General features: G+C 68.4%; 17 protein-coding genes. 14 read left to right on the forward strand and 3 right to left on the reverse strand.

Annotated elements, in window-relative coordinates; translation table 11 throughout:
• Positions 1 to 138 precede the first annotated feature (138 nt).
• The 3 genes from LR393_RS10195 (at position 139) to LR393_RS10205 (ending at position 4,530) form a co-directional block, all read left to right on the forward strand.
• Entirely contained in the window at positions 139 to 624 is a 486-nt protein-coding gene (locus LR393_RS10195) for an SSI family serine proteinase inhibitor (RefSeq protein WP_231483406.1), read from the forward strand.
• Between the two features lie 187 nt (positions 625 to 811).
• A complete protein-coding gene (locus tag LR393_RS10200; RefSeq protein WP_231483408.1) occupies positions 812 to 2,542 on the forward strand; it encodes a SpoIVB peptidase S55 domain-containing protein in 1,731 nt (576 codons plus the stop codon).
• 209 nt (positions 2,543 to 2,751) lie between these two features.
• Positions 2,752 to 4,530 carry a SpoIVB peptidase S55 domain-containing protein gene (locus LR393_RS10205; RefSeq protein WP_231483410.1) on the forward strand — a complete coding sequence of 593 codons (1,779 nt, stop codon included), beginning with the start codon at positions 2,752 to 2,754 and terminating at the stop codon, positions 4,528 to 4,530.
• 45 nt (positions 4,531 to 4,575) lie between these two features.
• Here the strand turns inward: LR393_RS10205 and LR393_RS10210 are convergent, their stop codons facing one another.
• Positions 4,576 to 5,460 (reverse strand): Fpg/Nei family DNA glycosylase, encoded by an 885-nt coding sequence (locus LR393_RS10210; RefSeq protein ID WP_231483415.1) that lies wholly within the window; start codon positions 5,458 to 5,460, stop codon positions 4,576 to 4,578.
• 160 nt (positions 5,461 to 5,620) lie between these two features.
• Here LR393_RS10210 and LR393_RS10215 point away from each other — a divergent pair, with 160 nt between their 5' ends.
• The 9 genes from LR393_RS10215 to LR393_RS10255 all read left to right on the forward strand — a co-directional run bounded on the left by LR393_RS10215 (position 5,621) and on the right by LR393_RS10255 (position 16,250).
• Positions 5,621 to 6,043: a hypothetical protein gene (locus LR393_RS10215; RefSeq protein WP_231483416.1), complete on the forward strand. Its 423-nt coding sequence runs from the start codon at positions 5,621 to 5,623 to the stop codon at positions 6,041 to 6,043.
• Complete coding sequence (locus LR393_RS10220; protein WP_231483417.1) at positions 6,040 to 7,554, forward strand: sensor histidine kinase; 1,515 nt, start codon at positions 6,040 to 6,042, stop codon at positions 7,552 to 7,554. The genes LR393_RS10215 and LR393_RS10220 overlap by 4 nt, the downstream gene beginning before the upstream one ends.
• Entirely contained in the window at positions 7,551 to 8,219 is a 669-nt protein-coding gene (locus LR393_RS10225; RefSeq protein ID WP_231483419.1) for a response regulator transcription factor, read from the forward strand. Before LR393_RS10220 ends, LR393_RS10225 begins: the two co-directional genes overlap by 4 nt.
• 2 nt (positions 8,220 to 8,221) lie before the next feature.
• The gene (locus tag LR393_RS10230) at positions 8,222 to 9,409 is read left to right on the forward strand and encodes an aminoglycoside phosphotransferase family protein (protein ID WP_231483421.1); all 1,188 of its coding nucleotides are present in this window, start codon (positions 8,222 to 8,224) and stop codon (positions 9,407 to 9,409) included.
• A 98-nt stretch (positions 9,410 to 9,507) separates the two neighbouring features.
• Positions 9,508 to 9,864 carry a hypothetical protein gene (locus LR393_RS10235; RefSeq protein WP_231483422.1) on the forward strand — a complete coding sequence of 119 codons (357 nt, stop codon included), beginning with the start codon at positions 9,508 to 9,510 and terminating at the stop codon, positions 9,862 to 9,864.
• A 202-nt stretch (positions 9,865 to 10,066) separates the two neighbouring features.
• Positions 10,067 to 11,710 carry a phosphoglucomutase (alpha-D-glucose-1,6-bisphosphate-dependent) gene (gene pgm, locus LR393_RS10240; protein ID WP_231483424.1) on the forward strand — a complete coding sequence of 548 codons (1,644 nt, stop codon included), beginning with the start codon at positions 10,067 to 10,069 and terminating at the stop codon, positions 11,708 to 11,710.
• 25 nt (positions 11,711 to 11,735) lie between these two features.
• Complete coding sequence (locus tag LR393_RS10245) at positions 11,736 to 13,199, forward strand: FAD-binding oxidoreductase (RefSeq protein ID WP_231483426.1); 1,464 nt, start codon at positions 11,736 to 11,738, stop codon at positions 13,197 to 13,199.
• Between the two features lie 254 nt (positions 13,200 to 13,453).
• Positions 13,454 to 14,743 carry a class I SAM-dependent methyltransferase gene (locus LR393_RS10250; protein WP_407937306.1) on the forward strand — a complete coding sequence of 430 codons (1,290 nt, stop codon included), beginning with the start codon at positions 13,454 to 13,456 and terminating at the stop codon, positions 14,741 to 14,743.
• Positions 14,744 to 15,026: 283 nt separating this feature from the next.
• The gene (locus LR393_RS10255) at positions 15,027 to 16,250 is read left to right on the forward strand and encodes an EAL and HDOD domain-containing protein (RefSeq protein WP_231483429.1); all 1,224 of its coding nucleotides are present in this window, start codon (positions 15,027 to 15,029) and stop codon (positions 16,248 to 16,250) included.
• Positions 16,251 to 16,721: 471 nt separating this feature from the next.
• On the opposite strand, the gene LR393_RS10260 is transcribed toward LR393_RS10255, so the two are convergent.
• Positions 16,722 to 17,153, reverse strand: coding sequence for an organic hydroperoxide resistance protein (locus LR393_RS10260; protein ID WP_231483435.1), 432 nt, complete (start codon positions 17,151 to 17,153; stop codon positions 16,722 to 16,724).
• A 106-nt stretch (positions 17,154 to 17,259) separates the two neighbouring features.
• On the opposite strand from LR393_RS10260, the gene LR393_RS10265 reads away from it, so the two are divergent.
• Positions 17,260 to 17,838 (forward strand): TetR/AcrR family transcriptional regulator, encoded by a 579-nt coding sequence (locus LR393_RS10265; RefSeq protein WP_231483437.1) that lies wholly within the window; start codon positions 17,260 to 17,262, stop codon positions 17,836 to 17,838.
• A 52-nt stretch (positions 17,839 to 17,890) separates the two neighbouring features.
• Positions 17,891 to 22,762, forward strand: a complete 4,872-nt coding sequence (locus LR393_RS10270) for an AAA domain-containing protein (RefSeq protein ID WP_231483439.1) — start codon at positions 17,891 to 17,893, stop codon at positions 22,760 to 22,762.
• 22 nt (positions 22,763 to 22,784) lie between these two features.
• Here the strand turns inward: LR393_RS10270 and ligD are convergent, their stop codons facing one another.
• Entirely contained in the window at positions 22,785 to 24,017 is a 1,233-nt protein-coding gene (ligD, locus tag LR393_RS10275; protein WP_231483441.1) for a non-homologous end-joining DNA ligase, read from the reverse strand.
• Between the last annotated feature and the right edge of the window lie 143 nt (positions 24,018 to 24,160).

Genomic DNA, 24,160 nt, shown 5'->3' on the forward strand with positions numbered 1-24,160 from the left:
ATATCCGGGCAAACCCGGAATCCGGAAACCCGGGGAACCCCACCGTCACCAACCGCGTCCAAAAGCAGACGTACAGCTGACACGCCACCGAACCTTTCCGGCAGACCGCGCGAGGCTCACGCACGAAAGGATGCGACCGTGGACCACCAGCGAACCGCCCGCCCGAACATCACCGACCGGCGCCGACCCCGGCCCGGCCCCCTTCTCCTGGCCGCTCTGCTCGCCCTGGTCGCCGTTCTGGCGACCGGGTGCGCCTCCGACTCCGACAGCGGCACCGTGACCCCGCAGGATGCGCCCGGTCCGGCCACCGACCTCACGATCAAGGTGACGGACGGCAAGACCACGACCTGGAGCCTGACCTGCGACCCCGCCGGTGGCGACCACCCGGACGCGTCGGCGGCCTGCGCGACCCTGGAGAAGAGCGGTACCCAGGCCCTGGGCACCCCCGCGACCGACCAGATGTGCACGCAGATCTTCGGTGGCGAGCAGACCGCCACGATCACGGGTACCTGGAAGGGCAAGGCCGTCAACGCGTCGCTGAGCCGGAAGGACGGCTGCGAGGTGGCCCGCTGGGACCAGCTCGATCCGCTGCTCCCGAAAACCTCCGGCGCACAGGCCCGATAAGCAACCCTTAGCCCCTTCCACCCCTTGACCAACTTCCGAACCTGTTCGAAAAGGGGCGTTTTCGAACAGGTTCGGAGGGCATATGGTTTCCACACCATGGGGTCGTCGGCGACCGTCAAGCCGCGACGATTCACCAGGGGCGGCCGGCACACACGTGCCGGCCGTACACCAGCTCAGTGGGGGCACCATGTCCAGGTCTCGTGCGGCCTGCGGGCTTGTCGCGGCCGCAGCGGTTTCCGGTCTTCTCGTAGCGGTTCCGGCGTCCTCGTCGGTCGCCGCGGCGACCGACTGCCCGACGGCGTTCCCCACCGCCGACGCGGTCGACGGCGTGACCGGCACCGGGTACACGGTCGAACGAGGCACTGATACCGACGAGTTCACGGCCACGGTCCTGGGCCGGGTCAGCAACGGCATCGCCCCCGGCGTCGACATGATCATGGCTGAGGTCGACTCCCCGGCCCTCGAACGGGCCGGCGGGGTCTGGGCGGGCATGTCCGGCTCACCCGTCTACGCCTCCGACGGCCGGCTGATCGGATCGGTCTCCTACGGCCTGGCCGCATCGTCGAAGATCGCGGGTATCACCCCGGCAGAAGACCTGCTCGCCCTGAACGCCACCGGCGGAGCCGCGAAGGTCAAGGTCTCCGGCTTCCGGGCCGCGCGCCTCGCCCAGACCGGCAAGGTGTCGAAGGCCCTGGCGAGCGAGGGTTTCGAACGCCTTCCGGTGCCGGTGAGCGGTTCCGGCCTGGCCCGGAAGAACACCGGCCGGTTCCTCAGGAGCATCAGCCGCACCAGCGGTATGGCCGTGCAGCCGGGCGGCGCCTCGATCAGTGTGAAGGCCACGTCGTCGCCGAGTGAGATCTTCGCCGGGTCGAATTACGTGGCGGCCCTGTCGTACGGCGACGTCTCCCTCTCCGGCCTGGGCACCACCACCTACGTCTGCGACGGCACCGCGATCGCGTTCGGCCATCCCTTCCTCAACGCGGGCCGGGCGGAGTACGGCGTGCACCCGGCGACCGCTGTCTACGTGCAGGCCGATCCGGTGAACGGCCCGTTCAAGGTGGGCAATCCGGGAGGCGTGGTGGGCACGGTCACCCGCGACGGCACGATCGGCCTGCGCAGCACGCTCGGGCAGGCTCCCCAGCACCAGTTCCCGATCACCACGTCACTGAAGAACGAGGACGGCAAGACCGTCACCGGCCAGACCGTGGGCGTGTACCAGCCCTACGCCGCCGACATCGCGGCCCTGCACCTGCAGAGCGCGATCGTGAAGGCCAACGGCTCGCAGGGTGCGGGCTCGGCCGCGGTCAGGATCACCGTGAAGGGCACCCGGGCCGGCGGAAAACCCTTCACCCTGAGCCACAGTGACCACTTCGCCGACACTCTCGATGTCAGTTTCACCGCGGCCGACAGCATCTACTACATGCTCACGCAGTTGCTCGGGCAGTCGTACGAAGACGTCAGCATCACCAGCATCTCGGTGACGGGGTCGGTCGCGACCACCGTGAAGCAGTACCGCGTCACCCAGCTCGAGGTGAAGAAGCACGGCACGTGGCAGATGCTGAAGGGCATGCAGAAGGTGACCGCCGGCGGCACGATTCCGCTGCGCGCCACGCTCACCGCCTATCGCAGCACCCAGACCGTGACGGTACCGCTCACCGTCGCCGTACCGAAGAACAGCCGCGGCTATGTCGGCACTCTCACCCTCTCCGACGGTCTGTCCGCCACCACGCCGGACCAGGAACCGAATTCCCTCACCTCCCTGATGGAGCAGATCAACGCCACACCCCCGAACGATGCCGTGGTGAGCCGGATCGATCTGGACACCCCGACCGGTGGACTGGTGAGCAGCGTGCGCAGGACGACACTGCCGGGAGCCGTGAGCACCTACCTCAAGATGGTGCCGGTAACCATCAAATGACCGAATAGTTGATGACGAAGGGCCCCGTTCTTTTCGGACGGGGCCCTTTTTCATCGAGACATGACCGAAAGGAGTGTTCCCTTGCCGCTTTCTGGGGCCTTAGAGTTATCGACGCAACTGGGGGGTTGCAGCACCGCGCTTGCGCGGGCGGCCCTTCAGGCCTGCCCGGCACAGTGGTGCCGGGCAGCTCTCGGACAAGTGGGGGCTCCATGTCCATTCCTCGCATCAACTCCCGGGCGGCCTGCGGTGTCATCACGACCGCGGCCGTCTCCGCTCTCCTGGTAGCGCTTCCGGCCGGAACCTCTTCGGCCGCGCCGACGTTGCCGGACAACTGCCCGACGGCACTGCCCACCGACCAGGCGGTCGACGGGGTCGCCGGTACCGGCTATACGGTCGAGAAGGGCACCAAGGCAGACGCGTTCACCGCCAAGGTGCTGGGCCGGGTGACCGACGGCATCGCGCCCGGCATCGACATGATCATGGCCGACCTCGACTCGCCCGCCCTGGAGCGTGCGGGCGGCGTGTGGGCCGGCATGTCCGGGTCGCCGGTGTACACCGCGGACGGCAAGCTGATCGGGTCGGTCTCGTACGGCCTGGTGACGCCCTCGAACATCGCGGGCATCACGCCGGCCGAAGACCTGCTCGCCCTGCGCAACGACCCCTCGAACGCCCGGCGGGCAGCGACCCGGGCGAACGCGAAGATCGCCGTGCCGGGCCCGGTGGCCGAGCGGATCGCCAAGACCGGTGAGGCCACGAAGGTCACGGCCGGTAAGGGCTTCCAGCGCCTGGCGGTGCCGATCAGCGCCTCCGGCCTGGCCCCGAAGAACACCCAGAACTTCCTCAAGGACGTCACCAAGGACAGCGGCATGGCTGTCCGGGCGAGTGCGGGCAAGTCGAAGTCCGGGGTGAAGTCGTCGCCCAGTGAGATCACCGCCGGCTCGAACTACGCGGCGGCCTTCTCGTACGGCGACGTCTCGCTCTTCGCCCTGGGCACCACCACCTACGTCTGCGACGACACCGCTGTCGCGTTCGGCCACCCGTTCCTCTCGGTCGGCCCGTCGGACTACAGCGCGCACCCGGCCGAGGCCGTCTACGTGCAGCCCGACCCGGTCTGGGGCCCGTTCAAGGTGGGTAACCCCGGCGGCCCGGTCGGCACGGTCACCTGGGACGGCACCAGCGGCATCCGCAGTACCCTCGGCCAGAACCCGGAACACGAGTACCCGGTGACCACTTCACTGGTCAACGACCAGGGCAAGACCGTCACCGGCAGCACCACGGGCGTCTACCAGCCGTGGGCCGCCGACGTCGCGGCGCTGCACCTGCAGGCCGCGGTGGTGAAGGCGCTCGGCGCGCAGTCGCAGGGCTCGTCCGAGGTGAAGATCACCGTGAAGGGTACCCGCGGCGACGGCAAGAAGTTCAAGATCACCCACGACGACTACTTCTCCGACAACTACGACATCAGCTACGCGACCGCCGACAGCCTGTACTACCTTCTGTACCCGCTGGTTTCGCAGCCGTTCGAAGAAGTGAACATCACCGGCGTGAAGGTCACCGGCAAGGTGTCGACGGCCGTCAAGCAGTACCGGGTGAGTAGCGTTCAGACCAAGGAGAAGGGCAAGTGGATCCCGCTGAAGGACGTGACCGGCGTCGCGCCCAACGGCAGCATCCCGGTGCGGGCCACGCTCAGCGGCTACCGCAACGGTGACACCGTCACGATTCCGCTCACGGTCTCCGTGCCGAACGGAACCAGTGGCTACACCGGCACTCTCACCGTCTCGGACGGTCGCAGCGTCTCCAGCGAGTACAAGGAGCCGAACTCGCTCGACGAGCTGCTGACCCAGCTGAACCAGACCCCCTCGGGCAACCAGCTGGTGAGCCAGGTCGATCTGGACTCGCCGGAGGGTACGAAGGTGACCAGTAAGCGCGACGCCGAGGTCAACGGCGCCATCGCCTACTACTCCACCCAGGTGGCCGTCACCGTGAAGTAGAACCCCGCAGGGAGGCCCCGTTCCGGACCGGAGCGGGGCCTCTCGCTATTTCAGCAGGCGGGACATCCGGCGGTCGGCGAGGATCTTGCCGCCGGTCTGGCAGGTGGCGCAGTACTGCAGGGACGAGTCGGCGAACGACACCTCGCGCACCACGTCACCGCAAACCGGGCACTTCTCCCCGGTCCGCGCATGCACGGCCAGGCCTGCGCGCTTGGCATCTTTCAGTTCCTTGGCGGGCTTGCCCGCCGCGGCGGCGATCGCCGTGCGCAGCGTGTTCTGCAGTGCCTCGTACAGCGCGGTGACCTGATCGTCGCTCAGCTTGGCGGCCATCGCGAAGGGCGACATCTTCGCGGCGTGCAGCACCTCGTCGCTGTAGGCGTTGCCCACCCCGGCGATCACGCTCTGATCCCGCAGCAGCCCCTTGACCTGCTGGTTGCGGCCGAGGATCAGGGCGAACACGTCACGGGTGAAGGCCTCGTCGAGCGGATCGGGCCCGAGGGTGTGAATGCCGGGCACCTCGTCCGGCGTGCGCACCACGTAGATGGCCAGCCGTTTGCGGGTACCGGCCTCGCTCAGGTCGAAGCCGGGTGTGGACTCGTCGTCCGGATCGTCGAGGTTCGGCGTGAAGCGCACCCGCAGGGCCAGCGGGCTCTTGCCGGGCTTCAGCATCGCCTTGGGCGCGGTGTCGCTCCAGCGCAGCCATCCGGCCCGGGCCAGGTGAAAGATCAGGTGCAGCCCGTCGACGTCGAGATCGAGAAACTTGCCGTGCCGGTTCACCCCGGTCACGGTGAGCCCACCCAGCGCGGTGGGTGGCGGGTCGTAGGTCTTCAGGGCGCTGATCGCACCGATCTCCACACCGTTCACGGCACGCCCCACCAGCCGTTCCCGCAGGAATCCGGCGAGGGCCTCGACCTCCGGCAGCTCAGGCACGTGATCCAGTCTGCATCGACGCACCCCCCGCTGTCGCCCCAACCCTCTCCGTGATCAGGCAAAGTGCCCCCGGCTCAGGACGGCAGCCGGCCTGGGCAGATGAGAACTCTCTCATCCGGCTCTCATCTGCTCTCCCCCTCGCGCCGCGAGGGTGGCTGTCATGCGCCCACGTCACTTGCTCCTGCCCGTCGGCCTGCTGGGCGCGGGAGGTCTGGCCGTGGTCGCGTTCGCAGCTTCGGCATCCGCCTCCGGTGACACCGACGGCCTGAACACCGACCTGGGCCCGGCCGTGGTCGCGAGCCTCGACGCCTCCGCCGACCCGACCCCGGCCAACGGCAACGTCACGCCGGTCAGCACGCCCTCGGCCACCTCTTCCCCGGATGACGACGACTCCGACGACGGCGACGATCACGCCGACAAGGTGGGGGTGGCGGAGCCCCAGAGCGTGGCGGACGATGACGGTGAGAACGAACCCGACGAGAACGAGCCGGACGAGGACGACCCCGATGAGGACGAGCCGGACGACGACGAACCCGACGAGGACGAAGACGGCCCGGACGACGGCGACGATGATGGACGATGACCGCTGTGACCTCGCTGTTTCCCGACCCGCGCCGCGGTTCGGCCTGGCGTCCCACGATCGGGGTACGCACCCGCATCCTGGCCACCGTGCTCGTGCTGACGGCGCTGGGCATGCTCGGGGCGGGCATCACGATCGTGCTCATGCAGCGCGCCTCCCTGAATGAACGGGTGAACGAGGCGCTGAGCACCGAGGTGCAGGAGTTCCGCGACATCGCCGAGCCGGGCAGCGGCGTCCCCACCGACCCGTCCACGGGCAAGCCGTTCACGTCCGTCGGGGCCCTTCTGCAGTCGGCTCTTCAGAAACAGGCTCCCGACCGGGACGAGACGTTCCTGACCATGGTGGGAGGTCGTCCTCAATTCGTGCCCTCCAGCGAGCGCTTCGTGAACCTGGAGGAAGAGCCGGCGCTGGTGGCCGCCGTGGCGGCCCTGCCGGTGGACGCACCGGTGCGGTTGCGGGAGATCGACACCCGGGCCGGGCGGATCCGTTACGCGGCCGTGCAGGTGTCGGTGGGTGGCGAGAGCACGGTGGGCAGCTACGTGATCGCCCAGTCGCTGGAACGCAATCGCCAGGAGGTCACCCAGATGGCGCAGCGTTTCGCTGTGGTGTCGCTGGTCTCGCTGATCGTGGTCGGAGTGGTGGGCTGGCTGGTCGCCGGGCGGTTGCTGCGGCCCCTGCGTCATCTGCGCACCACCGCCGAGCGGATCTCGCACAACGACCTCACGGAGCGCATCGAGGTCACCGGCACGGATGACATCAGCGAGATCGCGGTGACGTTCAACCGCATGCTCGACCGTCTGGAGCACGCGTTCCGGACCCAGCAGGAGTTCCTGGACGATGCCGGGCACGAGCTGAAGACGCCGATCACGATCATCCGGGGGCATCTGGAGCTGATGGCCGCGAACGACCCGGCCGACGTCGAGGAGACCCGTGCGCTGGTACTGGACGAGCTCGACCGGATGGCCCGGCTGGTGCAGGACCTGATCCTGCTGGCCCAGACGAAACGTCCCGACTTCGTCCGCCGGGAACCGGTCGCCGTGGACGAGCTGATGACCGATGTGCTGGAGAAGGCCGTGGGGCTGGCCGAGCGGGAGTGGCGGCTGGACGAGCAGACGCCGGCCTGGATCGACGCCGACCCCCAGCGCATCACCCAGGGACTGCTCCAACTGGCTCACAACGCGGTGAAGTACACGACCCCTGGTCAGGTGATCGCCTTCGGCAGCCGGGCCGAGGGCCGGACGGTGCATCTGTGGGTGCGCGACAGCGGGCCCGGGGTTTCAGCAAAGGACGCGGAACGCATCTTCGAGCGGTTCGGTCGCGGTGGTGACGCGCGCCGGATGGAGGGCTCCGGACTGGGTCTGTCCATCGTCGGCGCGATCGCCGCGGCTCACGAGGGCTCGGTGGCGCTGACCTCGCCGCCGGGTGAACCCGGCGCGGTGTTCACCCTGACCGTCCCCCGGGCGCCGGTTCCGGCGTCCGCCCAGACCATTCCCCTCGTACAGGAGGTGCCGTGAACCGGATCCTGGTGGCGGAGGACGAGGACCGCATCGCCTCGTTCGTCTCGAAAGGCCTGCGTGCGGCCGGCTTCACCCCGACGGTGGTCGATGACGGCGTCAGCGCGCTGGATTATGCGAGCAGTGGTGAATTCGACCTGCTGGTGCTGGACATCGGCCTGCCCGGTCTGGACGGGTTCGAGGTGCTCAAGCGCCTGCGGGCGAATCGGAGCACGCTGCCGGTGATCATTCTGACCGCGCGGCAGTCGATCACCGACACCGTGGCCGGCCTGGAGGGAGGGGCGGACGACTACATGTCCAAGCCGTTCCGGTTCGAGGAACTACTGGCCCGCATCCGGTTGCGCCTGCGGGAGGATCCGCGCGAGCCCGAGCTCACCGTGCTCACGCACGGCGCGCTGGCGCTCGACCTGCGCAGCCGCCGGGCCGCGGTCGAGGGTAGGACAGTTGAATTGTCCGCACGTGAGTTCGCGCTGGCCGAGACCTTTGTCCGACATCCTGGACAAGTACTCAGCCGGGAACAGCTACTCAGTCACGTATGGGGTTACGACTTCGACCCGGGCTCGAACGTGGTCGATGTCTATGTGCGTTACCTGCGCAAGAAGCTCGGCGTGCAGTGGTTCGAGACCGTGCGGGGCATGGGATACCGACTCGTCGAGGTGGCCTGATCATGGCGCTGGACATGCTGACCGGACCGGATGCGGGCGAGCTGCTGGAAGCGGCCCTCTCCACCGCGGGCGGGCACCTGGAAGACTGGCGGGTCACCCAGGTCGATCATCGAGGTGAGGTCACCACGGTCGCCTATCAGGCGACGGTCCAGTGGCCGTCGGGGCGTACGGACGACGTGCTCGGCGCATCTTCTCTCGCACCGGAGGACGAACCGCCTCAGGTACCGGGAGCCCTCACCCTCTCGGACGGCGAGAACCGGGTCTGCGTGTGGCGTCTGCCCGACGATCCGGGCCTGCCCGGCCTGACCACGGCGATGCAGGCTCCCGCCCTGACCGAACTGCTGCGCTCGTTCGGGATCAACCCCGGCGGCCTGCGCACCGATCTGGTCTCCTACCGCCCGAAACGCCGCGCGGTGATCCGGATCAGCGCGGCCGGCGGGGTGATCTACGCCAAAGTGCTGCCGCCCGGCGACGTCGAGGCCCTCCACCGGCGTCACGAAATGCTCTACAGAGCCGGAGTTCCCGTACCCCACAGCCTGGGCTGGACCGGTGACGGGCTGCTGGTGCTGGAGAACCTGCCGGGCACCCCGCTGCGCCGCCGCCTGACGTCGGCCGAGGCTGCCCTGCCCGACCCGCACGACGTGCTGTCGGTGCTGGACCGCCTGCCCACAGCGGTGCTCGGCCTGAACCGGCGCCGGCCCTGGAGCCGTCGAGCCCCGCAGTACGCCGAACTGATCGGCCACGCCCTGCCCACCGAGGCCGAGCGGGCCCGGCAACTGGCCCTCGTCGTCGCCGCCGGCCTGAAAGACACTGACCTGGGCTCTGATCCGACGCACGGCGACTTCTACGAGGCCCAGCTGACGGTCGATCACGCGGGCCGCATCGTCGGCCTGCTCGACGTGGACACGGTCGGGCCCGGCTGCCGTGCCGACGACCTGGCCACCGCCCTGGCCCACTGCGAGGCCCTGGCCCTGAGCTCCCCCCGCCACGCCGACCGCTCGTACGCCATGTCCCGGCTCTGGGGGCCGGTCTTCGAGCAGCGGGTCGACGCCGACCAGCTCCGGCTGCGCACGGCCGGTGTCCTGATGAGCCTGGCCACCGGCCCGCACCGGGTACAGCGCCCGCAATGGCAGTCCGCCACCACCCGCCTGCTCGACCGGATGGAAGGCATCCTCCAGAACCGCTCCTGAAACATGAGAGCCCTTTCACCCGGCTCTCCTGAAGGCCTCACCTGCACTCGGGAAAGTAGTTCTCACAAGGACATCCGAGAGCAGCGGAGGGAAACATCATGAAGGTCCGGAAGAACTGGGTCATCGTCGGAACCGCGGCCGTGCTGGGCGTGAGCGCCGCCACCGCGGGCGCCGCGATGGCCGAGAGCACCCCCGACCTGAAGGACCGCGCCCAGGTGACCACCAGCGCGACCCAGCCGGCCACGGCCGACCCGAGCACGACGTCCTCCAACCAGGATGCCGACGCTCTCGACACGGCCAACACCAGCAACACCGCCGACACCCCGAACGACCAGGACAACACCCCGAACACCCCCAACGACGTTGACACCTCGAACGACACCAACACGGCCAACGACGTCAACACCCCGAACACCCCGAACACCCCGAACACCCCGAACACCCCGAACGACTGACACCCCCCAAACCCCGCCGTGATCATGCAAAACCTCCCCGGAGTTCTAGAACTGTAAGGCTAAGAGTTCTAGAACTCCGGGGAGGTTTTGCATGATCACGAAGGAGTGGGCGGGGAGATAGCGGTGGGTGGACGGTTCCGGCGACTGGTCATCGACTAGCCTCACGGGCGAGGAAACGCGTCCCGCGCTGTCAGGAGGAGTCATGCCACACGACCGGGCCGGATCGCCGGCTCTGCCGGAAGATCTGATCGACGTCGCACACGTCGTGACCAGCTACTACACGATTACGCCCGACCCGTCCGAGGCCGGGCAGAAGGTCTCCTTCGGCACTTCCGGGCACCGCGGCAGCAGTCTGAGCGGCTCGTTCAACGAAGCGCACATCGTGGCCACCACGCAGGCCATCTGCGATTACCGCACCGGGCAGAACATCGCCGGGCCGCTGTTCATCGGCCGCGACACGCACGCTCTCTCCGAGCCGGCCTGGGCGAGTGCGCTGGAGGTGCTGGCCGCCAACGGCGTCCGCACGCTCATCGACGACCGCAACGGCTACACGCCCACCCCGGCCGTGTCGCACGCGATCCTCACCTACAACCGGGGCCGGGCCACCGACGACTCCGGCCGGGCCGACGGCATTGTCGTCACGCCGTCCCACAACCCGCCCGCCGACGGTGGTTTCAAGTACAACCCGCCGCACGGCGGCCCCGCCGACACCGACGCCACCGGCTGGATCGCGAACCGCGCCAATGAGCTTCTGGTTGCGAAACTATCCGGGGTGAAGCGCATTCCGTTCGACCGGGCGGTGAAGGCGGAGACCACCGGCACGTACGACTTCCTCGGCACCTACGTCGACGACCTGCCGAACATCCTCGACCTGGATGCGATCCGCGAGCACGGGCTGCACATCGGCGCCGACCCGCTGGGCGGTGCGGCGGTGGCCTACTGGGGCGAGATCGCACAGCGGCACGGGCTCCACCTCGACGTGGTGAACCCGCTGGTCGACTCCACCTTCCGGTTCATGACGCTGGACTGGGACGGCAAGATCCGGATGGACTGCTCGTCACCGTCGGCGATGGCCTCGCTGATCGGCGCGAAAGACCAGTACGACCTGGCCACGGGCAACGACGCGGACTCCGACCGGCACGGCATCGTCACGCCGGACGGCGGGCTGATGAACCCGAACCACTACCTCGCGGTGGCGATCAGCTACCTGTTCGGATCGCGCACGGGATGGTCCACTGACGCCGGCATCGGCAAGACCCTGGTGTCGTCGTCGATGATCGACCGGGTGGCCGCCGACCTGGGCCGCAAGCTCGTCGAGGTGCCGGTCGGCTTCAAGTGGTTCGTGCCGGGCCTGCTCGACGGATCCGTCGGGTTCGGCGGCGAGGAATCGGCGGGCGCGTCGTTCCTGCGCAAGGACGGCACCGCCTGGACCACCGACAAGGACGGCATTCTGCTCGCCCTGCTGGCCAGCGAGATCACCGTGAAGACCGGTAAGACGCCGAGCCAGTTGTACGCGGAGCTGGTGGAGAAGCACGGTGACCCGGTGTACGCGCGCATCGACGCCCCTGCGAGCCGGGAACAGAAAGCCGTTCTGGCCAAGTTGTCGCCGGAGCAGGTCACCGCCACCGAGCTGGCCGGCGAACCGATCACGGCGACGCTCACCGCGGCGCCGGGCAATGGCGCGGCGATCGGCGGCCTCAAGGTCACCACCGAGAGCGCCTGGTTCGCCGCGCGCCCCTCCGGTACCGAGGACGTGTACAAGATCTACGCCGAGTCCTACCGAGGCCCCGAGCACCTCGCTCAGGTGCAGCAGGCAGCGAAGGACCTGGTGTCAGAGGTCCTTTAGAGAACTAGCGAGAACCAGGCAGAAGATGACGTCGATCCAGACCACGGTCACCCCCGTCCTGTCCACCTCCGCCGTTGCCCCGGTGATCTCCCTGGTCCGGGGCGCTCAGGCGCACCGGATCGCGGTGGACAGACTGCTGGCCTCGTACCGGGCGATCCCGGCCGGGCAGCGCGTGCGGCTGGCCAAACGCACGTCCAACCTGTTCCGCGACCGAGCCGTGGGCACCACCACGGGGCTGGACGTGTCGGGTCTGGACGGCGTCATCTCCGTCGACACCAAAGCGCGCACCGCCGACGTCCAGGCGATGTGCACCTACGAGACGCTGGTGGCGGCCACGTTGCCGTACGGCCTGATGCCCACGGTCGTGCCCCAGCTCAAGACGATCACCCTGGGCGGGGCGGTGACCGGGCTGGGCATCGAGTCGGCCTCGTTCCGCAACGGCCTGCCGCACGAGGCGGTGGTGGAGCTGGACATCCTCACCGGCGACGGCAGCCTGGTCACGGCCCGGCCCGAGGGTGAGCACTCCGACCTCTACTTCGGTTTCCCCAACTCCTACGGCACGCTCGGCTACGCCACCCGGCTGCGCATCGAGCTGGAGCCGGTGAAGCCGGCCGTCGCCCTGCGCCACGTGCGCTTCGGTGACCTGGACGAACTGGCGGCGGCGATCGGCACGGTCAGCACCTCGCGGGAGTGGGAGGGCACCGAGGTCGATTTCCTCGACGGCGTGGTCTTCTCGGCCACCGAGGCCTACCTCACACTGGGCACCTGGACCGACGACCTGACCGACCTCAGCGACTACACCGGTCAGCACACCTTCTACCGCTCGATCCAGTACCGCTCGATCGACAAGCTGACGATCCACGACTACCTGTGGCGCTGGGACAGCGACTGGTTCTGGTGCTCGGCGGCGTTCGGCGCGCAGAACCCGAAGGTGCGCAAGTACTGGCCGGCCAAGTACCGGCGCAGCGATGTCTTCCACAAACTGGTCGGGCTGGAGACGAAGTACGGTTTTGTCGCCAAACTGGACTCCTGGCGCGGTAAGCCTGCCCGCGAACGGGTGATCCAGGACGTTGAACTGCCCGTGACGCGCACCGCGGATTTCCTGCGCTGGTACCTCGATCACGTTCCGATGACCCCGGTGTGGCTGTGCCCGCTGCGTCTGCGGGTATCCGGCCCGGCCGGCACCCCCGAACCGGGCTCGCAGCCCTGGACGCTCTACCCGCTCCGGGCCGGCGAGACCTACGTCAACGCCGGCTTCTGGGGCACCGTGGCGATCGAGCCGGGCCGGGCCGACGGCGACAAGAACCGTGAGATCGAGGCCGCGGTGGCCCAATTCGATGGACACAAGTCGCTGTACTCGGACGCCTTCTATGACGAGGCGACCTTCTGGGCGGCCTACGGCGGCGAGAACTACCCCGCTCTCAAGCAGCGGTACGACGGTGACGGACGGCTGCTCGACCTTTACGCAAAGGTCGTCGGACGGCGCTAGAGGTGTAATACCCGTCCGCGACGCTCAGCACATTCACATCACAGCCAGTGCATAAAACGGTCAAAGTAGTTGCATGCGGGATCATTACTACTTGTGCTTGAGGCAACTAGTACCTCAATCTAAGAGAGCTCGATGTAACTAAAAGTGATTCGAGCTCCGTCTCGCCATGATCGTTAGGACGACTTACGATTCGATCGTCGCGGGAGATTAGTCACGAGGAGATCCAGTTGAGCTTCTTACCGATCCTGGGCCGAATGGACGACGACGCCCAGCCCCTTCTTCTGGCGGACATCTTCGACGTGCTCCTCATGGAGCCCTCACCAGTGCGCTTCGTCGCTTACGACGGTAGCGCGACCGGTCCGGCCAACGCCGAGATCACCGTCTCGATCAACACCCCGCGCGCCGTGGCCTACATGGCCACCGCCCCCGGATCGCTCGGCATGGCCCGTGCGTACATCACCGGTGACGCTCAGATCACCGGTATCCACCCGGGAAATCCTTACCCTCTGTTAGCTGCCATGGATCAGCTCCAGTGGCGACGGCCCGACGTCCGCACCGCTCTGCGGATCGCCCGCAGCCTGGGCATGAAGCGGCTCGTTCCGCCGCCGCCCCCGCCGCAGGAGGCCCTGCCGGACTGGCGTCGCGCGCTGGAAGGCCTGCGCCACTCCAAACACCGTGACGCCGAGGCCATCCACCACCACTACGACGTCTCCAACACGTTCTACGAGATGCTGCTCGGCGAGTCGATGACGTACACGTGCGCCTGCTACCCGCACGAGAACGCGACGCTCGAAGAGGCCCAGGACAACAAGTACGACCTGGTCGCCCGCAAGCTCGGCCTGAAGCCGGGCATGCGCCTGCTGGACGTCGGCTGTGGCTGGGGCGGCATGGTGCGTCACGCGGCCAAGCACTACGGCGTGCAGGTGCTGGGTGTGACCCTCTCCGCCGAGCAGGCCGAGTGGGCGCAGCAGGAGATCAAGCGACAGGGCCTGGAAGACCTGGCCGAGGTGCGGTTCAGCGACTACCGCGACGTGATCGAGGGCGACTTCGACGCGATCAGCTCGATCGGCCTCACCGAGCACATCGGCGTGGGCAACTACCCGGCTTACTTCGACTTCCTGGGCAGCAAGCTGCGGCCGGGCGGACGGTTGCTGAACCACAGCATCACGCGGCCCGACAACATCCACGTGCCCCGCGTCCGGGGTGGCTTCATCGACCGCTACATCTTCCCGGACGGTGAGCTGACCGGCGCCGGCGGCCTGATCGTCGCGCTGCAGAATTCCGGCCTGGAGATGCGGCACGAGGAGAGCCTGCGCGAGCACTACGCGCGTACCTGCGCAGCCTGGTGCGAGAACCTGGTCGCGAACTGGGACGCCGCGGTCGCCGAGGTGGGCGAGGCGACGGCCAAGATCTGGGGCCTGTACCTGGCCGGTTCCAGCCTGGGCTTCGACAAGCGTCAGATCGAGTTGCACCAGGTGCTCGCCGTGAAGCCGGACGAGCGGGGCCGCTCGACCATGCCGCTGCGGCCCGACTGGGGCGTCTGACCCTTCCGGGGCCCTCTGGGACCACGGTCCGTGGGGTGCGACCGCACCCCACGGACGACTCCGGACGGGGCGGAGAGTGGTCACGAAAGACGTTGCGTATCTTGAGGTTCGGCCGAAAGGGTGAAGTCCGGATACGCACTGGTGGTGGGGATGGCCCGATCGGGGCAGCCAGTTCTCAACTGTTGGCCACACCCGGCCGATAGGAAACGACGGAGCCGCAAGCCCAGCGGTCGAGCAGCAATCTGGATGGCCGCAGCCCCGGCCCCCCGGAAACGGAGCGATCGTGCATGTGGCCCGCCAGGCGATCAATGACGCCAACGGCCACCTCTACGGTTATGAGCTGCTGTTCCGCAGCACAGCCGGGGCAACCTTCGCGGATCTGGACACCGACCGGGCGACCACCCAGACGATCCTGGCCGCCTTCGCCGAGTTCGGGGCGGACGAGCTGCTCGGTGGCAAGCCCGGTTTCATCAATCTGACCCGGAGCTTCCTGGTCGGTGATCTTCCGCTGCCGTTCGCCCCCGAGGCCGCCGTGCTGGAGATCGTGGAGACCATCCACATCGACCGTGAGGTCGTGATCGGCGCGCTCAAGCTCGCGACCCAGGGCTACCGTCTGGCCCTGGACGACTTCGTCTGGAGCGAGGAGGCCGAGCCGCTGCTCGCGGTGGCCGACATCGTCAAGGTCGACGTCCTGGCGATGACCTGGGACGAAGTGCTCTTCACGGTGGAGAAGTGCCGCAAGCACGACGTCCGTCTCCTGGCCGAGAAGGTCGAGGACGCGCAGATGTACGAGCGCTGTCTCGCCGAGGGCTTCGAGCTGTTCCAGGGCTATTACCTGGGCCGGCCGGAGACCATGTCGATCGAGACGCTCTCCCCCGGCCAGCAACTGGCCCTTCAGCTGATCGGGCGGCTGAGCGACCCGAACGCCACCACCGAGGAGATCGAGCGGGCCGTCCGGCGTGACCCCGCCATGGTCTACCGGTTGCTGCGGATCGCGAACTCCGCCGCGGCCGGTTCCACCCGGCAGGTCTCCTCGATCCGCGACGCCCTGGTGATGGTCGGCCTGAGCCGGCTGCGGGCTTGGCTGATCCTGATCGCGCTGGCTCCCGACCAGGCCAGTCAGACCGCGATGGTCGTGGCGCTGACCCGGGCCCGCACCTGCGAGCGGGTGGCTGAGATAGGCCATGTCATCGCCCCGGACACCGCTTTCACCGCCGGTCTGCTCGACGGTATCGCCGAGGGGCTGGGCCTGCCCTCGTCCGACCTGCTGGACCGGATGCCGATGCTGACCCCGGAGCTCTCCGCGGCGCTCACCGGCGACGCGAAAAATCCCCTGCGCCGGGTGCTGGCATCGGTGCGGGCTTACGAGCACAAGGATCTCGTGGGGGCCCGGCGTGGTCCGGTGCCGCTGCAGACCATGGCCGAGGCCTACCTTCAGGCGCTGGCCTGGACCACCGAGACCACGCGCTACACGAACATCCGGGAACGCACGCCCCGGCCTGTCTGACATCCGAGGTCGGGCAGACCGGCACGGACGGCGATGTCGGTCCCGGATCAGGCGGCGTACTCATCAGCTCGGAGTGGTCGAGCGCGGCCCGGGTGAGAGCAGCGTTCTGCTTCAGTTCCACATCGCAGCCGGCGGCCGAGCGCTTATGGTTCACCAGCTTGATGACGTCGTTGGCGAGAGTGGTGTCGCCACTCGCCTCTCCGTTGCCATCAGAGGACGACGTGGTCGCCTCAGCGAGGTCAGTCGGCGCGGTGAGGTCAGTCGGCACGGTGAGGTCAGTCGGCACGGTGAGGTCCGGTTCCGGCGGCTCGGTGGTCAGGTCGGCCGAGGACGTGGTGGTCCCGTCCGGTTCGGGGCGACAGTTGGTGCGTCCACCGTTGGTGCTTCCATCCTTGAGGCGAAAGCAAACTGGAGCCGGGCGCCCCGCCCGTCTTCACGACGGAGCGGGATCGCCCGGAGCTTCAGTACCGGTCAGGCGGGGTTCGTGGTGACCACGAGCTCGACCGGGATGTTGTTACGCGTGGCGTTCGAGTACGGGCACACCTGGTGCGCGGTCTCGACGATGGACTCGGCCGTGGCCTGGTCCAGCGCGGGGAAGTTGACCTTCAGGGTGACCTCGAGCGCGAAGCCGCCCTGGCCGTTGGAGCCGATGCCGACCTCGGCCGTCACCGAGGAACCGGTGGTGTCGGCCTTCTGCTTGCCGGCGACCAGGCGAGCCGCGCCGTGGAAGCAGGCCGCGTAGCCGGCTGCGAAGAGCTGCTCGGGGTTGGTCTTCTCGCCACCCGGGCCACCCATCTCCTTCGGCACGGCCAGGTCGAGGTCGATGACCCCGTCGGTCGAGGTGGTGTGCCCGCCACGCCCGTCACCAGTAGCGGTAGCAACAGCGGTGTACACAGCGGCCATGGCAGGTGCCTCCAAGAAATCGGACCGATCGTTCTGTCGTGTTGAACTCTCTCGCGGGACCCGCTGATCTGTCAAGACGGAACGATCGGTCCGATAGACTGATGTCATGGCAACGACCGAGACGGACTCCGTCAGACCCTCTAAGGCACGCGAGCGCCTGCTGCGGACCGCCTCGGCGCTCTTTTACACCGAAGGCATCCATGAGGTAGGTGTCGACCGCATCCTCAACGAGGCTGAGGTCACCCGTTCGACCTTCTACCGGCATTTCCCCGGCAAAGAAGATCTGGTGGTCAACTACATCCACTCGGTCGACAACTCCATCCGCTCTCACGTCGATGGCACCGCGCCGGAATCTCTGCTCGCGGCCCTGATCGACGAGCACGCCGAGCAGATCTGCAAACCGGGGTTCCGCGGCTGCGCCTTCATCAACGCCGCGGCCGAGTATCCCGACCAGGCCAGTCCCGTGCGCGTGGCGATCGAGGAGCACCGGTCGTGGATGCTGGGGGCGGCCACCGAGGCGTTCCGACGGGCCGGTCACCATGCGCCCGACCGGGCCGGGCGCCGGTTCATGCTGTTGCGTGACGGTGCGATGGTGTCCGGGTACCTGCACGACCCGGAATCCGCCCGCACCACGCTGCGCGAGGGCATTGACGATCTGCTGGAAGACGGCCGGTCGAGTTCCTGACAGCCCCCGGGCTTGTCACAATGCAGGTTGGCACACAGACCTAGGGAGCCAGGTGGGCGAGCGGAGCGAGGTGGTCCTCGACCGCACCCGGCGGCTGCTCACGTTCCTGGCCGCCGCCGCGCGTGAACTGACCGTGCGACCGGTGCGTGACGTGTTCAGGCACGACGGCCCGGTGCCCCTCCTTCCCTCGGACATTCCGCGGCACCCCCTGGTGCGACTGGGCCCGGCCAAGCACCGCGCCCACTGGCTCGAGGTGCGCAAAGTGCCCCAGCCGGCCGAGGCTCCCACGCCTCCGGCCCACCTGATCCACTATTTCGGCACCAGCCGTGCCGAGCTGCCCACCCGTGAGAAGTGGGACAGCCCGAGCACAGGTGAAAACCCGCTCGAAAATGGCGCTTCCGGCCGGTCCGCACCACAGTCGAGCCAGGGCAGGCAACAGTCGGGCCAGGGCAGGCACAAGTCCGGCGAGCCCGCACAGTTCACCGGCCCCGACCTGTTCGACGCGCCCACCCGGCCGCTGTCCCCCGACTCGTTCACCGATGCCGGCCCGAGCACCCAGCCCGCTACATCCACACGACCCGACGCGTCCACCCGACTCTTTGCGCCCGGCCCGTCCGCAGACTATGGCCCGGCCAACCCGCCCAACGCGTCCACCGAACCCGGCCTGACCAACCTGCCCGACGCGTCGTCCACCAAGCCCCTCTCACCCACCGACCCCGGCCGGCACGACCCGCCCACCCCGGTCGGTGAGCCGAAGACCCTCGTCGTGGCAGACGTCCCCCATCTGGGTCCGGCGGCCCCGCCCGAGGCGCACGCCTGGCTAGAGAACACCTGGCGACCCTGGGCCGAGGCCACGGCGGCCACCCGTCAGGCCCGTGAGCTGTACGAACGCCTCTTCACCCTGCAGCTTGAGGCCGAACGCGCCCAGAGCACCCACGAACTGGTGTGGGGTCACTCGGTGCTGTCGTGGGACGTGCAGGGCGAGAAGATTCGGCATCCGTTGCTGCTGACCGGCGCCCTGATCGAGCTCGACGCCGCCAGCGGCGCGCTGCGGGTGCTGCCCGACGGCCCTCCTGAGCTACAGCTCTCCCCGCTGGAAGGGCTCGATCTGCCGGCACTCGGCGAGCTGAACAAGCTCACCCAGCAGGTGGCGGCCGAGCCGTTCGACGCCTGGGATCCGGCGGTGCGTCGTCAGCTACACGAAAGCCTGCTGGCGCCAATGCCTTTGGATGCTTCAACGGTAGACGGGCCCAGGATTGCCGACCCTGTAACAGTTCCCGTCGTCACTGATACCTGGGTACTGTTCCTGCGCCGACGTCCCACCCGGCACGAACGGTTCTACCTGCAACTGGCCGAACGACTGCGCGACGACTCGGTGCTACCGCAGGCCCTGGCGGCCGTGGTGGCAGACGACGAGGAGCTACAGTCGGCCCAGGCCGAGCTGGGCCAGTCGCCCGACGACGAGACCTGGCGGCCGATCGGCGAGCGCCTGCTCATGCCGTTGCCGGCCAACGCGGAGCAGGAGCGCATCGCCCGGCAGCTGGCCCGCGAGCGCGGTGTCACGGTGCAGGGGCCGCCCGGTACGGGTAAGAGCCACACCATCGCCAACTTGGTGAGTCATCTTCTGGCGCATGGCAAACGGGTGCTGGTGACGGCGCAGAACGAGCAGGCGCTGACGGTGCTGCGCGACAAGATTCCCGAAGAGCTGCGGGATCTGTCGATTGCGGTGCTGGGCTCGTCGAGTGAGTCGATGGAGCAGTTGCGGGGTTCGGCGCAGGCGGTGCAGGACATTGCGTCGCAGATCGATGTGGATTTCGAGGCGGCGGCGATCGTCCGGCTGGAGGCCGAGCTCGACCGGGTGCGCGAGCAGCTGCGGGGCATCGAGCTGGCGGTGCTCGAGGCTCTGAGCACAGAAGATGCCGAGTGGGAGCTGCCGTCGGGGCCGGCGAAGGCGCCCGAGGTGGCGCGCTGGCTCACCGAGCACGAACCCGGACTGGGCCTGATTCCCGACGAGCTGCCGGTCGACGCGATCTCGCCGCTGTCACCGGCCGATCTGGCCCGGCTCTTCGACCTGAGCGAGCGGCTCACGCCCACCGACTCCCATGCGCTGCGCACGGCCCGGCCGCGCGGCGATCTGCCCACGCCCACCCAGCTCGTGTCGCTGACCAGCCGCCTCGACCAGCTGCGGCAGGACGTGGCCGATCTGGAGCAGTCGGGGGTCGACGTGGAGGCTCTCGATCGCGTGGCGCCTGAGCAGTTGATGCAGTTGCGGTCAATGGTAGACGCATCAACTGCGCGGTTGGGTGCGCTGGAAAGTCCCTGGCTGGTGAAGATCCGCGCTGATGTGCGGCATTCGGCCGAGACCGCGCGGACCTGGGCCGGTCAGGCCGAGCAGCTGCGCCGGCGCACCGGTACGGCCGCGCAGTTGCAGCGTGGGCTGTTCGGTCACGAGATCGAGCTGCCGGCCGGCGATACCCACGAGCAACGCCGCCTGCTGCCCGAGCTCGGTCAGAGATTCGCTGCGGGCAAGGGACTTCCGCGCTTCGGCGGGGGTGACCTGAAGGAGTTGCACGGGCAGGCCCGGATCGACGGGCGGGCTCTGCGCACGCCGGAAGACACCCAGCTGGCCCTGACCCAGCTGGAGCTGACCGACGAGCGCGCCGCGATCCGTCGCATGCTCGCCCAGCTGGCGCAGCAGGCCCCGGTGGAGACGCCCCCGGACGACCACGACTTCGTCCATCGTTCGACTATTCTCGCCGAGCAGCTGACACAGGCTCTGACCTGGGAGACCTCGGAACTGCCCGCTCTGCTCGACCGCTTGCGCCCGGTGGTGCCGCAGGTCGGACCGGCCCTGACCTCGGCGGATCTGCAGGCGCTGGGCCGGTTGCTGGCTGCGGCCGGGGCCCGGCAGGAAGAGCGCAAGGCGACGGCCGAGCTGGAGACGCTGGCCGTGGAACTACGTCGGGGCACGGAAGCTCCGGCCGCGTCGCCGCTCTGGAACACCCTGCGCACGGCCCTGGATCAGCGCGACTGGGGCAACTGGGGCGTCACGCTCGACGAGGTGTCGCGGCTGGCCGGGCTGGAGCCGATCGCCGCGCAGCAGCGTGAACTGGCCGAGCGGCTGGCGGTGGTGGCACCGGGCTGGGCGGCGGCGATCGTGGGCACCAGCGCCGATCCGGAGGTGGTCGGTCTCGCCGCGCAGACGACGGCGGTCTGGCACTGGCGCATCACCGCGACCTGGCTCGACGCGTTGCTGCGGGCCGGTGACCTGGCCCATCTTCAGGCGCAGGTGATCTCGTTGCAGCAGCGTGAGCAGGCGCTGGTGCTTCAGCGGGCCCGGCGGGGTGCGGGACTCGGCCTCAAGCGCAACCTGCGTGACCTGAACCGGCGGGCCCTGGCCTCGTGGCTGCGGGCCCTGGGCAAACGCGGGAAGGGCACGGGCAAGTACGCACCGCACTGGGAGAGCGAGGCGCGCCGGTTCATGCCGAGCGCGATGGGCGCCGTGCCGGTGTGGATCATGCCGGTGCACCGGGTGATCGAGAACTTCGACCCACTGGTCACGGAGCCGTTCGACGTGGTCATCGTGGACGAGTCCAGCCAGTGCGACCTGCTCTCGGTCGGGGTGCTGGCGCTGGGCGCGAAGGCCGTGGTGGTCGGTGACGACCAGCAGACCAGCCCGGCCGCGGTGGGCGTGAATCAGGAACGCATCATTCAGCTGCAGAACTCGCACCTGCCCGACGTCGGGGTGAAGAGCCTGCTCACGGTCGACCAGAGCCTGTACGCGCTGTCCGAGCTGATCTTCCCCAGCACGATCCTGCTGCGTGAGCACTTCCGCTGTGTGCCGGAGATCATCGAGTTCTCCAACCGCTACTACGACGGCGACATCCTGCCGCTGCGTGAGCCCTCCACCGCCGCGATCGGCGCGCCCCTGCGTCTGGTGCGGGTCTCGGACGGCGCCACGACCGGCTCGGCGAGCGGCGACAAGATCAACCGGGCCGAGGCGCGCGCACTGGTGGAACAGGTTCTCGCCTGCCATCACGACGACGCCTACGAGGGCATGACGTTCGGCGTGGTCACGTTGCAGGGTTCGGCCCAGGCCCCGCTGATCGAGAACCTGCTGCGAGACCGCCTGGGCCCGGAGGCTTTCGCCGAGCGGCGGCTGCGGGTGGGCAACCCTCCGGCGTTCCAGGGCGACGAGCGCAACGTGGTCTTCATCAGCGTGGTGGCCGACGACGCGACCTGGGCGGCCACGAAGAACGCCGACAAGCAGCGCATCAACGTCGCGGCCTCCCGCGCGCAAGACCAGCTCTGGGTGTTCCACACGGTCGAGCCGGGCCGACTGCACGCCGACGACCAGCGCCGGGCCCTGCTGGAGTACGTGCGCGACGCGGGTTCCCGCCCCCCGGTCACGGTGGGGCTGGAGGAACGCGTCGAGTCCGACTTCGAGCTGGCCGTGCTCCGGGAGCTGCTCAAGGGCGGTTACGAGGTGCAGGTGCAGCACCGGGTCGGGCGCTACCGCATCGATCTGGTGGTGGTCGGGCAGCACGCGCGCCTGGCCATCGAGTGCGACGGCGACCGCTATCACGGCGCCGACCGCTGGGAGGCCGACATCCGGCGCCAGCGTCAGCTCGAGCGCCTGGGCTGGACGTTCTGGCGAATCCGGGCCTCCGAGTTCTACCGCGAGCGCGCCGAGACCGTCGCCACGCTGATCGAGCGCCTGGACAAACTCGGGGTGTTGCCCCGCGCCCGATGGGAGGCGCCGGCGTCCACCATTGCGGTGGTCACGGCACCAATTGACGACGAAGCGGTCACGGTGGACGAGGTGGCTGCGGTGGACGAGGTGGCCACCGTGGACGAGGTGGCTGCGGTGGATCTGGCTGAGGTCGACGCCGACACGCTCTTCGAGATGCCGGACCGCGGCTAGATCAACCTACTCTCTTGTGAAGTCACGGCTGCCGGAAACCGGCCCAGGGGTTGTAGTCGGCGAGAAGGCCTTCCTGAGGCGGGCGTTCGGCCTCGGGTACGTGCTGCAAGTTGATCCGGATCCGGTACCAGAGCGAGCTGCGGCCACGCATGCCGTCGACGAGGATGTCGGCCGGCTCGAGCTGGGCGGCAACGGCCGGGTACTTCTGCTTCCAGACCTCGAGCCATTCCAGGGCCTCGGGCCTGGTCTTGGTCTTCGCCACCTCGATCAGCGGCATCGACGACTGGCGGCGCCCCTCACCCTTCGGCGGTTTCTCGGCCGGACCCAGTTCCTTCGCCCGGGCCAGTAACGAATCGACCGTGCCCACGGCGGTTTCAATGCCTACCCAGGGATCGCCCAGCTCGGCGAAGCGCGGGAGCACGGTGGCGAGGGTGAGTTCTACCATGCGGCAGTGCTCGACCTCGTCCCAGAGCAGCGGGGTGGAGACCCGGGCGTCGGGCACCGCCCGCACCGAGTAGGCCGAGGCCGTGGTGCGGTCCTTGGCCATCTGGTTGAAGTCGACGAACACGACCGAGCCGCGTTCTTCCTTCCACCACTTCGAGGTAGCGAGCTCAGGCACGCGGTTCTCGACCTCTCGGGCCACGGTCTCGGCGGCGAGGCGAAGGTCTTTGTACGGACGGGTCGGCTCCACCCGCGCGTAGATGTGGATCCCGCGCGAGCCGGAGGTTTTGGGCCAGCTGGTGAGCCCGTGGCCGGCCAGCACCTGCCGCACGACGAACGCCACCTCCACCACCTGCGGCCACTCCACACCGGGCATCGGGTCGAGATCGATGCGCAGTTCGTCGGGGCGGTCGAGATCTTCCGCCAGCACCGGATGCGGGTTCAGGTCGATGCAGCCGAGGTTGACCACCCAGGCCAGGCCGGCGGCGTCGCGGATCACGGCCTCCTGCGCGGAACGACCCGAGGCGTACTTCAGCTCGGCGACCTCGACGAACTCCGGGCGGTTGGCGGGCGCCCGCTTCTGGAAGAACGCTTCCTGATCGATGCCCTTGACGAAGCGCTTGAGCACCATCGGCCGGCCGGACACTCCCCGCAGCGCGCCCTCCGCCACAGCCACGTAGTACTGGACCAGGTCGAGCTTGGTGACGCCCACCCCGCCACCGGGCCGCCGGGCCTCGGGAAAAACCATCTTGTCCGGATGGGTCACCGTCACCTCACGCCCGGCGACCTCGAGAACCGTCCCCTTGTCAGCCATTCACCCAGGCTAGATCGAGCACAGCGTCAGGGCCGGGAACACAGAGCGAGAACTGGAGAGGAGATGCGTCCTCTATCTGTGGTTTTGTGATGGTAGTCGTGCGGATTATCCGACGCAGATTTGACTTCTCCGAATGCGTAGCG

It is taken from the genome of Kineosporia mesophila, from assembly GCF_021129235.1.
In the GTDB taxonomy this organism is placed as follows: Bacteria; Actinomycetota; Actinomycetes; order Actinomycetales; family Kineosporiaceae; genus Kineosporia; species Kineosporia mesophila.